This is a genomic window from Palleronia aestuarii (assembly GCF_003253995.1).
Taxonomy (GTDB): domain Bacteria; phylum Pseudomonadota; class Alphaproteobacteria; order Rhodobacterales; family Rhodobacteraceae; genus Palleronia; species Palleronia aestuarii.
The window spans coordinates 1-13067 of sequence record NZ_QKZL01000045.1 but is presented as its reverse complement, the minus strand read 5'-3'; the positions used below and the strand labels follow the sequence as shown (position 1 = coordinate 13067).

At 62.3% G+C, this 13067-nt stretch carries 13 protein-coding genes; 11 read left to right on the top strand and 2 right to left on the bottom strand.

Annotated elements, in window-relative coordinates; translation table 11 throughout:
• The coding region (locus LX81_RS20750; RefSeq protein WP_211322853.1) for a transposase at positions 1-277 on the bottom strand (277 nt) is incomplete at its 3' end.
• A 214-nt stretch (positions 278-491) separates the two neighbouring features.
• Between LX81_RS20750 and LX81_RS20745 the strand changes: the two genes are divergently transcribed.
• From LX81_RS20745 to LX81_RS20735, 3 genes are all read left to right on the top strand, one after another.
• Positions 492-1175 (top strand): ZinT family metal-binding protein, encoded by a 684-nt coding sequence (locus LX81_RS20745; RefSeq protein WP_111539175.1) that lies wholly within the window; start codon positions 492-494, stop codon positions 1173-1175.
• A gap of 251 nt (positions 1176-1426) precedes the next feature.
• On the top strand, positions 1427-1795 hold the full coding sequence (locus LX81_RS20740; protein ID WP_170134073.1) for a transposase: 369 nt from the start codon (positions 1427-1429) through the stop codon (positions 1793-1795).
• Positions 1792-2172, top strand: a complete 381-nt coding sequence (locus tag LX81_RS20735) for a transposase (RefSeq protein ID WP_111539173.1) — start codon at positions 1792-1794, stop codon at positions 2170-2172. The genes LX81_RS20740 and LX81_RS20735 overlap by 4 nt, the downstream gene beginning before the upstream one ends.
• 184 nt (positions 2173-2356) lie before the next feature.
• Here the strand turns inward: LX81_RS20735 and LX81_RS20730 are convergent, their stop codons facing one another.
• The gene (locus LX81_RS20730) at positions 2357-3118 is read right to left on the bottom strand and encodes an SDR family NAD(P)-dependent oxidoreductase (protein ID WP_111539172.1); all 762 of its coding nucleotides are present in this window, start codon (positions 3116-3118) and stop codon (positions 2357-2359) included.
• A gap of 612 nt (positions 3119-3730) precedes the next feature.
• On the opposite strand from LX81_RS20730, the gene LX81_RS20725 reads away from it, so the two are divergent.
• From LX81_RS20725 to LX81_RS20690, 8 genes are all read left to right on the top strand, one after another.
• Positions 3731-5194 carry an aldehyde dehydrogenase family protein gene (locus tag LX81_RS20725; protein WP_111539171.1) on the top strand — a complete coding sequence of 488 codons (1464 nt, stop codon included), beginning with the start codon at positions 3731-3733 and terminating at the stop codon, positions 5192-5194.
• A 3-nt stretch (positions 5195-5197) separates the two neighbouring features.
• Entirely contained in the window at positions 5198-6709 is a 1512-nt protein-coding gene (gene xylB / locus LX81_RS20720; protein WP_111539170.1) for a xylulokinase, read from the top strand.
• The gene (locus LX81_RS20715; RefSeq protein ID WP_111539169.1) at positions 6706-7374 is read left to right on the top strand and encodes an HAD-IA family hydrolase; all 669 of its coding nucleotides are present in this window, start codon (positions 6706-6708) and stop codon (positions 7372-7374) included. Before xylB ends, LX81_RS20715 begins: the two co-directional genes overlap by 4 nt.
• The gene (locus LX81_RS20710) at positions 7371-8210 is read left to right on the top strand and encodes a MurR/RpiR family transcriptional regulator (protein ID WP_111539168.1); all 840 of its coding nucleotides are present in this window, start codon (positions 7371-7373) and stop codon (positions 8208-8210) included. Before LX81_RS20715 ends, LX81_RS20710 begins: the two co-directional genes overlap by 4 nt.
• Before the next feature lie 33 nt (positions 8211-8243).
• Positions 8244-8963, top strand: coding sequence for a ribose-5-phosphate isomerase RpiA (rpiA, locus tag LX81_RS20705; RefSeq protein ID WP_234822781.1), 720 nt, complete (start codon positions 8244-8246; stop codon positions 8961-8963).
• A gap of 340 nt (positions 8964-9303) precedes the next feature.
• Positions 9304-10281 (top strand): sugar ABC transporter substrate-binding protein, encoded by a 978-nt coding sequence (locus LX81_RS20700; protein ID WP_234822779.1) that lies wholly within the window; start codon positions 9304-9306, stop codon positions 10279-10281.
• A gap of 173 nt (positions 10282-10454) precedes the next feature.
• Positions 10455-11888, top strand: coding sequence for a sugar ABC transporter ATP-binding protein (locus LX81_RS20695; RefSeq protein WP_234822777.1), 1434 nt, complete (start codon positions 10455-10457; stop codon positions 11886-11888).
• Between the two features lie 27 nt (positions 11889-11915).
• Positions 11916-12926, top strand: coding sequence for an ABC transporter permease (locus tag LX81_RS20690; RefSeq protein ID WP_111539164.1), 1011 nt, complete (start codon positions 11916-11918; stop codon positions 12924-12926).
• Positions 12927-13067: the final 141 nt, after the last annotated feature.

The following is a 13067-nucleotide window of genomic DNA, read 5'->3' as shown; positions in this document are numbered from 1 at the left end:
AGTCCGGCACCGACCAGTCGAGCCCCATGAGCTTCAACAGGCTCGCCACGAAGCCCGTTGTCTGGCGAAGCGGCAGGCCGAACAGCACCTTGATGGTCAGGCACGCTTGGATCGCCGCGTCCGAGAAGGTTTTCTGCCGCCCCTGCTTGCCCGAAGGCGCCGCGTGCCAAGCCATGCCCGGGTCGAACCAGACCGTCAGAGACCCGCGCTCACGCAGCGACGCGTAGTAACTCGACCAGTTCAGGGTGCGGTAACGGGTGGGCGCAGGCTTGGACATGCCGGACAGCTATGTCGCTGGACTCACGATGTGAATCCCACGCAGGCTTTCTGCAACAAGGCCGGGAGGCGGGTGCCGGTCATGGTGAACTCCTTTCATGAAGTTTCGTAGTTCGGCACGTGATTGCAATGTTATGACATATCATACTAGAAAGCGGAAGCGGACAACCGTTCGCTGAACTAAAGACATCCATGGAAAGGTAAGACACATGCTGATGACGACCGGTTACGCCCGAGCACTGGCCCTGGGATCAGCGCTGGCCCTCACCGGGCTTGCCCATGCCCAGCAGAATAGCGTCGATGGTCACAGCCACGATCATGATCATAGCCATACCCATTCCGGACATGCTCATTCTCATGGCTCCGACGATATTTATTCTGGATACTTCGACGACAATCAGATCGAGGCACGGCCCCTCTCGAATTGGGAGGGAGACTGGCAGTCCGTCTATCCCCACTTGCAGGACAGCACGTTGGCCCCGGTCATGGCCCACAAGGCGGAGACTGGCGAGATGACGGCCGAAGAATACACCGCATATTACGAAATCGGGTATGAGACCGATGTCGACCGCATCGTAATCGAGGGCGACACGGTGACCTTCCACCGTGGCGGCGAAACCGTCGAAGGTCGGTACGTCGATGGTGGATACGAGGTCCTGACCTACGAGGCCGGCAATCGCGGCGTGCGGTACATCTTCGAAAAGGCCGGCGGCGACGAAGCCGCGCCGCGTGTCATTCAGTTCAGCGACCACGCGATCGCTCCGATGGACGCCGATCATTATCATCTCTACTGGGGTGACGATCGGGAGGCCCTACTCGAGGAAGTCACGAACTGGCCGACCTATTACCCGTCTTCCCTCGGCCCTGCCGAAATCGTCGATGAGATGATGGCGCACTGACAGCATGGCTCAGAGGCCGCATTCAACGAACGCGCCTCCGTTCGGGTGGGCGACGTCTCCGCCTCACCCGACTGCCAACCGCCCAGCGTCGTCGTTTAGATATCCTTGGCGTGTGACCGAAAGTCGGTCCCATAGACATGGATCGCCTCGACGATGATCTGAAGATTCTGAAACGACTGTGAGAGGGTGTGCAAGAAGGCGCCGTCCAGCGTTTCAGGACCATGTTCTGTCCTATGATGAGGAGGCATGCCATGGCGCGACACAGCTACCCGATAGACCTGACCGATGCTCAGTGGGCGCTGATTTCACCGCATCTTCCTACTCCGCGGCCGGGCGAACGACCGCGCCAAACCGATCTCCGCGCAGTGGTCGACGCGATTGTCTACCTGCTTCGCGCCGGATGCCAATGGCGTATGCTGCCCCGCGACCTTCCACATTGGGTATTGTCTGGTGGTATTTCGGCCGCTGGCGTCTGGACGCGGATGTATCGGGCTTCTCATCGTGTCGCACGGCGGAAAGCCGGCAGCCGGATCGATCCGACGGTGGTGATCAAGGATGCCCGATCGGTGAAGACGACTGAAAGGGGGGTGGTCGCGGCTTCGACGGCCACGAGCGCATGAAGGAGCGCAAGCGCCAGAGCCTCGTCGATACGCGAGGCTTTCTAGTCGCCTGCCGGGTCGAGCCAGCCGGCATATCCGATCGCCGGGCCGCGCGTGAGCTGACAGTTGGTCTGTCCCTGCTCTGGCCGAAGGTCCACACCGTGATCGCCAACGCCGGGTACGAGAGCGAGACGCTGGCACAGACCATTCGCGGCGGGAACGGCTGGCGGCTGGTCATCGTCAAGCGCAAGGAACAGGCATTCCGGATCCCCGGGCTGAACTGGATCGTCGAGCGCAGCTTTGCGTGGCTCGGTCAACATCGTCGGATGTCCAAGGACTACGAGTACCGCGTCCAGACGTCCGAGACACTCATCACCATCGCGCCTGCGCTCAAATGATCCGGCAGATCGCACCGGCATGACTTTTCACACACGCTCTCAGAGCGTAAATTGACGGTTCCGCTGGAACTCCCACGGGCTTGATCGGCAGATGCGCGTAGCGATGATTTCCCGCCAACAGGGCGTCCGCCTGCATCGCGCACCTCTCCCGGAAACCGGAACGCCGGCAGATCTGCTTATCCTTTCACAGGCAGGTATAGCCTGCATCGACGTTCAGGATGACCCCAGTCATCAGGCTGGCCGCGTCCGAGGCCAGGAACTGGACCGCCGAGGCGACCTCGTGCGGCTCTCCCAAGCGGCCCATCGGGGTAAGGTCCTTCCAGCGCGCCATCAACGCTGCGCCATCCTCGACATTGTCGAGCAGGGGGGTGGCGATATAGGTGGGCGCGACCGCGTTGACGCGCACGCCGCGCCGCGCCCATTCCACCGCGAGGGAGCGTGTCAACTGGTGCACGGCGGCCTTGGAGGCGTTGTAGTGGCATTGCGGTTGCGGGGTGTTCACGATCTGGCCCGACATCGAACCGATATTGACGATCGCGCCACCCCCGGCTTCCAGCATAGCGGCGCCGAAGGTGCGGCAGCAGCGAAAGACACCCGTCAGGTTGACGCGGGTGACGTGCTCCCAGGCCTCATCCGTCATCTCCTCGGCCGCCGCGGAGGTCACGACACCGGCATTGCAGACCAGGATATCGACCGCGCCCAGTCGGTCGGACAAGACCCGGATGGCGTCGCTGTCGGTAACGTCGAGCGTATGTGCCACGGCGGACAGACCCTTGTCGGACAGTGACTTGGCGTGGGCCTCGGCGCGGGCCGGGTCGAGATCGGTACAGATCACATGCGCGCCAGTCGCTGCCAACGCCTCCGCGCAGGCCGCACCTATGCCTTGGCCTGCGCCGGTGACGAGTGCGCGCTTGCCCGACAGGCTCAGTTTCGCGGCATAATCCATGGGGGTTCTCCTCCAACAAACGTTCTGACGACGCCAATTCTGGCGCCGCGTGACGCGTGGCCATTTTCCGGCGGCCACGCCATGCAGGTATCTGTCCAAAGCGCTTGGCCGGGGCAATGTATATTGCGGCGGCATGGCATCAGACGCGTCGGTCAGGATCACTTCTGCAGGCGACCCTTCCGGAACCTGCAGCGTGCCCACCGGCCTGCGCCTCCTCTGGGTCGGACGCGCCGACATGGCTGCCGCGCATGCCGTCCACTGTAATGACGGAAGCATGGGGCGTCGATCCTTCTAGCCATGGGGGATAGTTTGACGGCATTGGCAATTCGATACAAGTGATCCAGTAGTATTGCTACGTCCGCCGGGATGTGTCTGTCGAAGGGGTAGGTCCGATCGATATGCTGCAATATCGGCTTGACAAACTTTTATGACCGCACATCAAGGTTCTTGAGTGCAAAATTTGGCTTATAAGTATATCCCGTCCTAAGAATTCAAAGGGAGTTCCGGCTATCGGTGGCGAAGTTAAGATACTCGTGCTTGTCCTGTCCTGAGGCTTCGAATATAGTAAAACAAACATCACATATCATATGACATGATGGCGGGCAGGGGATCATGCTGCAGGAACTCACCGGAAAAATGCTTCTTGATGGGGCAATGGTCGCTGCTGAGGCGCCCGATGTCGAGGTACGCGATCCCGCTACGGGCGATGTTATCGGCAAGGTCGGAGCCGCCACGTCGTCCGAGATTGAGCGCGCCATCGCCGCAGCGCGCGCCGCGTTTCCCGAATGGGCCGCCTTGCCGGGAAAGGCGCGTGGTCATCACCTTCACAAGCTTGGCGATGCGATCGCCGCGGATGCAGACGCGATGGCGCGCCTGATGACGCGCGAGCAAGGTAAGCCAGTGAATGAGGCACGCGGCGAGATCATGAAGCTGGCCGAGGCGTGTCACTTCTACGCCGAAGAGGCCGCACGCATCCACGGCGAGACAATTCCCAACGATTCCACCGACCACACCTCCATCGTAGTGCGCGAGCCGATCGGCGTGGTGGGAGCGATTACGCCGTGGAACTACCCTGCCGAACTCGTAGGCTGGAAGCTCTGCGGCGCGCTGGCCGCGGGCTGCACCATCGTCATCAAGCCGGCCGAGATCACGCCCTTCACCGCGCTGGCCATCGGTGCGAAATGCGTGGAGGCGGGAATACCTGCAGGCGTGGTGAACGTGATCACCGGATCGGGGTCGGTCGTCGGTCAGGCCCTTGTCGAACATTGGGGCATCGATAAGATCGCCTTCACCGGCTCGTCCGCAGTGGGGCTTCGCATCCAGCAATCGGCGACGTCGGTCAAACCCATGTCGCTGGAACTGGGCGGCAATTGCCCGCTGATCGTGACGAAGAGCGCCGATATCAACGCCGCCGTCCGGGGCGCTGCGCGACGGTCGTTTCGCAATTGCGGCCAGATCTGCATCGCGATCAACCGGATCTACGTCGCCTGCGCAATCTACGAAGAATTCGTCGGGAAACTGGCCCGGGCCGCCGATGCCCTAACCGTCGCCAACGGCATCGACGATCCGTCGGCCGATCTCGGCGCCATGGCCTCGTTCGAGCCGCTGGAAAAGACACGTCGGCACCTCGATGACGCCGTGGGCAAGGGTGCGCGGCTGGTCGCCGGCGGTGCCGCGCCCGACGGCCCCGGCTACGAGAAGGGGTACTTCTTCCGGCCGACCGTCCTGGCCGACTGCACCCACGAGATGCACATCATGACGGAGGAGACCTTCGGGCCCATCGTGGGCGTCGCGGCGTTCGATACGCTGGACCATGCCGTCGCGCAGGCCAACGACACGCCCTATGGGCTGGCGTCCTACGTCTATGCCAAGGTTGCCGACGAGATCCGCTATCTCTCCCGGCGGCTGGATTATGGCAACGTCGCCGTCAACAACGTCGATGCGGGCATCATGAATGCGCCCTATGGCGGACGGAAGCAATCCGGCGTCGGCTACGAACACGGCCGCGAGGGGATGCTGCAATACACGAATCTGAAGCATATCCGCGTGCGGTTCGACCAGCCCGAGGGGGCATAAGCGATGGCGTATCTTGGGATCGATATCGGGACGTCCGGGTGCAAGGCGCTGGTCCTGTCTCCCGAGGGAGAGATCCTGGCCACCCACACGGCGGCCTACGATTTCGACCGCCCGCAATTTGGATGGACTGAGCAGGACCCGCGGGTCTGGATTGAGGGTGCGCGCACCTCGGTCGCCAATGTATTGCGGACGGTGCCTGCCGACCGGATTGTGGCGGTGGGACTTTCTGGGCAGATGCACGGCTTCACTCCGCTGGACCGAGAAGGCCAAGTCCTACGACCCGCAATCCTCTGGAATGACCAGCGCAACGCCGCCGAAGCCGCGGATATTGTTGAGATGGCGGGCGGTCCGGATGCGCTTCTCAGCATGACGAACAACGACATGCTGACCGGCTATACGGCGGGCAAGATCCTCTGGATGCAGCGCAAAGAACCGGGATTGTTCGAAAAGGTGGCCCATGCGCTCAACCCTAAGGACTATCTGCGTTGCATCCTGACCGGCGAATACGCCACCGAAGTGTCTGATGCCTCGGGGACCGGATTGTTCGACGTGCGTCGCCGGTCATGGAGTGGCGATCTTTTGAGCAAGCTCCCGTTCGACGCCGACATGCTGCCGGAGTGCCATGAATCCGATGTCATCTCGGGGCAGGTGTCTCGATCGGGCGCGGAGCTCTTCCGTCTCGCCCCCGGTACGCCGGTGATCGGCGGTGGCGGCGATTCGGTGATCCAGACGTTGGGGACCAGCGTCGTGCGGCCGGGCGCATTGCAAACCACCATCGGCACCGGCGGCATCATCGCAGCGGCCCTGACGTCGCCTGCCGACAACCCGGAAGGGCGTTTACAGGTATTCTGCAACGTGGCGCCCGACCTGTGGCACTGCATGGGCGTATCGCTGAACTCCGGCGCCTCGCTGGCCTGGCTGGCCCGCCTGCTCGGGGCCGACGATTATGCGGCACTCGTGACGCGCGCGGCCGAGGTTCCGGCCGGATCGGAGGGCCTGGTCTTCCTGCCCTATCTCAATGGGGAGCGGTGCCCGCATCCGGATCCGACGGCGCGCGGCGCCTTTGTCGGGCTGACGGGCCGGCACGACGCGCGCCACATGACCCGCGCGGTCATGGAAGGCATCGTCTTCGCCTTCTACGACATTTACCGTCTGATGGCCCGCATGGGCATAAAGAAATCCCTGATCAAGGCATCGGGCGGCGGCGCCAGGTCCGATCTCTGGCGTCAGATGCAGGCGGACGTCTTCGGTTGTCCGGTGGTCACGACGCTGGGCGCGGCCGAGGGCGGTGCCTTCGGCGCGGCGCTGCTGACCGGCGTAGCGCACGGCACGTGGTCGGATGTGGTCGAGGCGGCGAAAGTCTGCCGCGATCTGTCGCAACAGACACCCGACCTGCATGCCAGCGAGACCTATGCGAAGGCGTTCGACATCTATGCCGACCTCTATCCATCGCTGCGACCAAGCTTCGACGCGATCGGGGGCTATCCGTCCGACGCGACGGAGAAGGATGCATGAGCGGGGAGTTGAAGGCGGTCATCTTCGATCTCGACGGAACTCTGATCGACAGCGCACCCGACATCGCCGCCGCGGTGAACCGCCATCTGTCCGAAACCAGATGGCCGACGCTGGATATCGACGTGATCGAGGGTTTCATCGGCTTCGGCCCGCGCCGGCTGATCACCGATGTCTTCGCTCATATCGGTCATCCCAATGACGACGCCGCCATCGATCGCGCACTTCGCGCGTATCTCGACAATTACCGGGGCGATCCGGCCGGGCGGACGCGCATCTTTCCCAAGGTGCGAGAGGACCTGGACGTCCTGGCCGCTGCCGGGCTCCGGCTGGGTCTCTGCACCAACAAGCCGCACGGGATGACCGGCCGCGTTCTCGATGCCTTGGGTATGGCCGATCTGTTCGACGCGGCACTGGGCGCGGATGCGGTGGAGAACTGCAAGCCGCATCCCGATCACCTGCACGCGGTCGCCGAACGGATGAGGCTGAGCCCTGGCGAATGGGTCTATGTCGGCGACACGGGCGTCGATCAGGCCGCCGCGCGGGGGGCAGGCGTGCCGTTCTATGTCGTGCCCTGGGGCGGTGGCGCAGCGGTCTCCGTTGCGCCTGAATACCGCTTGACGCGGCTTGCCGACCTGTTGGCGCTGACCCGCAGGGCCCCCTCGTGAGCGCGAGCCTGCTCAAGCGGATTCTTGACATGACCCGAGACATGGGCGCGGCCGAAACGCGGATCGCGGAATATGCCGCGTCGCATCCCGACGAGGTCATGCATATGAGCATGGCCGCCCTGTCGCGCGCATGCGGTGTCAGCGATCCCACGATCATGAGGTTCTGCCGGCGGCTGGGCTTCGACGGCTACCAAGAATTCAAGATCAACCTCGCGCAGACGCTGGTCCCGGCGGCTCCCTTCGAATACGAGCAGATCACGGCCACCGATTCCGTCGAGAACGTGGTGCGCAAGACCTGCCGCAACTCACTGAACGCCATCCAGCGCGCGCAGGTGGACCTGGTTCCGGCCCAGATCGCCGAAGCGGGAGAGGTCTTGGCCCGCGCCACGTGGACCGGCATTTATGCCACCGGCATTTCGGAAGTCACCGGGCTGGATGCCGAGCACAAGTTTCAAAGGCTTGCCATGCGGTGTGCCGCCGTCATCGGCCGCAAGAAACAGTGGATGCAGGCCGAACAATCCCGCCCCGGTGAGGTGGTGCTGATCTTTTCGCAATCGGGCGCAACGCGCCAGATGGTCGAGGTCGCAAGCGCCGCCCGTGCCGGCGGCGCGCGCGTCGTATCGGTCACTGCCGAAGACAGCCCGCTAGCGTCGCAGACGGACGTGCTGATCGCGGTGCGGCCTTACGAGCATACGGAGTTGATGACCCCCCTGGCCTCGCGACTGAACCATCACCTGGTGGTCAACATGATGGTGACGGTCATCGCAAAGGCGATGGGATCGCAATTCCCCGACCAACTCCCTGCGCTGGATTCATGGAAAACCGATAAGATCTGAATTCCGGCGCCCCGATCCTTCAATGAGGAAGAGATGATGCAAGAGACAGAACAGGACAGAGCCAAGAAACTGGCCGGCCGAAAGGTGATCGAGGAATTCGTGCGCGACGGGATGAAGCTCGGCCTGGGGTCGGGCACCACGTCGCATTTCTTCGTCCGTGAACTCGGCAAGCATGTGGCCGATGGCCTCACGCTCACCTGTACCACTACGTCACGCTTCACCAACGATGTTGCGCGCGAAGTGGGGATCGAGCTCACCGACCCCAACGAGATCGGAGAGCTCGATCTGACCATCGACGGCCCGGACGAAATCGACCGCGAATTCAACATGATCAAGGGCGGCGGTGCCTGCCTGCTGTGGGAAAAGATCATCGCGCATGCGTCGAAACAAATGATCACGATCTGCGACGAGACCAAGATCGTCGACCACCTGGGCGCCTTTCCATTGCCGGTCGAAGTGGTGCAATTCGCCTGGAAACAGAGCGACCGCTTGATAAAGAACGCGTTGCAGGACCATGGAGTCGCGGCCGTGGAGACGACGCGGCGGATGCGCGATGACAAGCCTGTCGTGACCGACAGCGGCAATTTCATCATCGACTGCCATTGCCGGCGTATCGACGACGCCGGACGTCTGGAAGCCGCGCTCAACGCGATCCCGGGCGTCGTCGAGAACGGGCTCTTCACCCGCGAATCAGATGGTATGGTCGTGGGCTGCTTGGATGGCACTGCCTATGTCAGTCGGCGTGACTCATGACGCCCGTGCGAGAACGATAGTATTACTCGCAATCGTGGATCAGCCGACGAAGGCGGGCGACATGGGGAGATCTGCCAGATTAGCGAAAAAATCATTCGAAATCAGTATTCTGTAACGGCCTACATGCTCGCCTACGGTGCACTCGGAACCTCGGTGGTGACGGTTATAACATTGACATTACACCCCGACGTATAGTTATACTACACACCAACGAAATTGGGAGGATCTGGACATGAGTCGACACGATGACATGAATCGCCGTGCAATTCTCAAGGCAGGGGCGGCCGCGGGGGCGGCATCGATGCTCGGCCGGGGGGCTTGGGCACAGGAGCGGGTCTTCGTGCCCTATTCCAACAAGAGCTTGGACTACTACTTCTTCGTCATCCAGGAAGAGGCGGTCAAACGCGCGGTACAGGACCGCGAATGGGAATTCCAGGCGACCAACGCCAATTTCGACAATACCCGGCAACTCGAACAATGGCAGTCGCTGATGCTGCGCCAGCCCTCCGCCATCGTTTCGGATCCGATCGACAGCCAGGCAATCGTTTCGGCCATCAAGCGCTACAACCAGCGCAACATTCCTGTCGGCATCATTGACACGCCCGCGGCGCCGGGCGCCGATGTGGCGATCACCGTCAGTTTCGACAACTATATCGGCGGTCAGGAGGCCGCTCGGGAAATTATCAAGCGGCTGGAGGAAAAGTACGGGGAGCCGCGCGGCACAGTCCTTAACTGCTTCGGCGCCCTGCAATCGGTTGCCTGGCGCCTGCGCAAGGAAGGCATGGATGCTGTCTTCGCGGAATATCCCGACATCAATTACCTGGCGCGTCCGACCGAGGGCCAGCTCGACCAGATGCTGTCGATCACGCTGTCCACCTTGTCGGAATATCCCGATCTCGATGCGGTGCATGCGCCGTCGGACAGCCCGTCGCGGGGCATCGCCACAGCGCTGAAGCAGAAGGATCGCTGGAAGAAGGTCGGCGAGGACGGCCACGTGATCTTTATTAATATCGACGGCGAGCCGGTGGCGCTGAACTGGATCAAGGAAGGCTATATGGATGCCTGCGTGAGCCAGGATCCCATCGCCTACGGCGAGATCGCGGTCGAATTGCTCGCCAAGCACGCCATGAACGGCGAAGCCGTCCCCTTGGGAACCTATGAGAACCAAGATTACTTCTGGGAGAAGGCGGAGATCGTCGACGGCGATACCGGCCCGACCATGGTTATCCCGCCCTTCGTCATCGACCCCTCCAATGCGGATGACGAGCGCCACTGGGGCTACGTTTCGGAACAGGTCTGGGGCATTCCCTACACCTAATATTCGCCGCGTGCGTCCTAAGGGCGCTATTCCCGGCGTCCCGCGCTGCGGGGGGCCGGGTTTCGAGCAGGAGGATCCCGGGCATGACGACGGAACCGGTGAAAGCATCGCAATCCGCCGATAACATCCTGCGGATGGAGGGTGTCGGAAAACGGTATGGCTCGTTCGACGCGTTGCGCGACGTCTCGTTCGGCGTCCGTCGCGGATCGATCCACGGGCTGCTCGGCGAGAACGGCGCCGGCAAAAGCACGCTGGTCGGTATGATCTCCGGCCAGAAGACGCGAAGCTCGGGCCAGATCTGGTTCGACGGACAGAGGATCGATGCTTCGGACGTGCGCGAGATGGAAACGGCCGGCGTCTTCCTCGTTACCCAGGAACCGATGATCATCGACCACGTGTCGGCCGCGGAAAATCTGATGCTGGGCATCTGGCCGGAAAAGGGTGGCTTCGTGCAATGGCGCAAGCTGCGCCGGGATGCGGCGCGGATGCTGGCCGATACCGACATCGACCCCGATGCCCGCGCCGGAACGCTGGATGCGGTGGCACGGCGAAAGCTTAACATCCTGCGCGCCATGTTCTCGGGCGGCAAGCTCATCATCCTGGACGAGCCGACCGCCGCACTGACGGTTGAGGACCGCAGGCAGCTTTTCGATTTCATGAGGCGCCTCAAGGACGAAGGCGTCACCTTCATCTTCATCTCCCATTACAACGACGAGATCCTCGATATCTGCGACGCGGTCAGCGTGCTGCGCGACGGCAAATTGGCGGGCGGCTCCGACGACGTGGCGGCGCTGACATCCGAGCAATTGTCCGAACTAGTTCTCGGCCGCGGACTGAAGCTGTTTCAGCGCAATCAGCTCGATCTAGACCGGGCGCCGATCGCCATTACCATCGAGGACGTGGTTTCGGCCCGGACCGATCTGGGTCGGCTCGAAATCCACGCGGGCGAAATTTTGGGGTTCACCGGATTGCCTGGAGCGGGGGCGAAGGAACTGGCTCGCTGCCTTTTTGGGCTGGTCCCGACGCAGCGTGGAAGCATACGTTTTCACGCACGCGGCGGCGATGCGGAACCCTTGCCGACCACTCCGCGCGAGGCGTTCGCGCGAGGCATCGCCTTCCTTTCCGACGACCGGCGCAAGGATGGCGCGGTCTCGCAAATGTCCATCGGACGCAATATCTCGCTGTCGTCGCTGGGCGCGGTGTCGCGGATGGGATTTCTCGATCGCACGGCCGAGGCGCGTCTGTCCGAACGCTATTTCGACTCCATGGACATCAAGGCCGCGAACGCCCATGCGACGGTCGACACCCTGAGCGGCGGCAACCAGCAAAAGGTCTGTCTGGGTCGGGTCATGGCGACCGCGCCGCGCCTGCTGATCCTCGACGAGCCGACCCGGGGCATCGATGTGGGCGTGAAACAGGACGTGCTGCGGATCATCGACGACCTGACACGACAGGGCGTCTGCGTCATAATCGTATCGACTGATACCGATGAACTGGTCCGCGCAACGGACCGTGTCTGTGTGTTCGGCGGCGGCAAGGTGCGTCGCGAGATTCGCGGCGGCGATATAGACGCGGAGACGCTTCGCGATATCACCGGCGAAGCCTGACACGTAGCGACAGAAAGAGGTGCCATCATGCACGCATCGACCGAAACACCTGCGGCATCCGCCCTGAAGCGCACGAGTTCCAAGGGCGATTCCGGCAACGCGCCGCTGGCCTGGGTGCTGCAGAACGTTGTCTGGATCTGGCTGGTGGCGCTCGTCGTACTGTTCGGCCTGTTCAACGAATTCTTTTTCACCGTATTCAACATGCAGAACATCATGGTTCAGGCCACCGTGCTGGGAATGCTGGGCTTGGCGATGTGCCTGCCACTCTTAGTGGCGGAGATCGACCTCTCGATTCCGGCGAATATGGGATTCTCGTCGGCCGTTGGCGCCATCGTCATGACCCAGTTCGGGCTTCCGTGGTGGCTGGGCGGACTAATCGGTGTGGCAACGGCGACGGCCATCGGGCTCTTCAACGGGCTTTGCATCACCCGGCTCCGGATGGTATCCTTGATCCAAACCCTATCAATGATGATTATCTTGCAGGGTGCGCTGCTGGCGATGACCCGCGGCAAGACGCTGACGGAACTAGGCGACGGCTATGTCTGGATCGGGCAGGCGACGGTGGCGGGCGGTTGGCCGATCATGCCCCTCGTTTTTGTCGCGTCGATAGTCGGTCTCGGGATCTTGCTGACACGCACCGTCTTCGGACGCAGCATCTATGCGGTGGGCGGCAACCCGGTGGCGTCGAACTCCGCGGGCATCCGCGTCGATGCAACCAAGATAAAGACCTATACTCTGGCCGGATTTCTGGCCGGCATCGCGGGCTTCCTGCTGGCGTCGTGGCAGATGGCGATCACCTCCAATCAGGGCGAGAGCTTCCTGCTCTATGCTATTGCGGCGCCGATCATCGGCGGCGTCTCGGTGTTCGGTGGCCGCGGCAACGTGATCGGCGTGCTGGGTGGGGTGCTCTTGCTGACCGTGATCCAAGTCGGGCTGGCGATTATCTCGGTGCCATCCTTCTATGTCGGCATGATCGGCGGCCTGATGATTTTCATCGCCGTTGCCATAGACGCTATTCGGGTGCGTATGTTCGGATAAGCCGCGGCCGGTCCGGTAAGGTCGAGGGAGTCGGGATGGGATTGCTCTGCCCCCTGGAAAGTGGCCCTCCCTGAAGCAGGTTTCCGAGCCGGGTGGGACCTGACCCGTTTTCCGGTCCAGGCGTTACGCGACCTTTCGGGC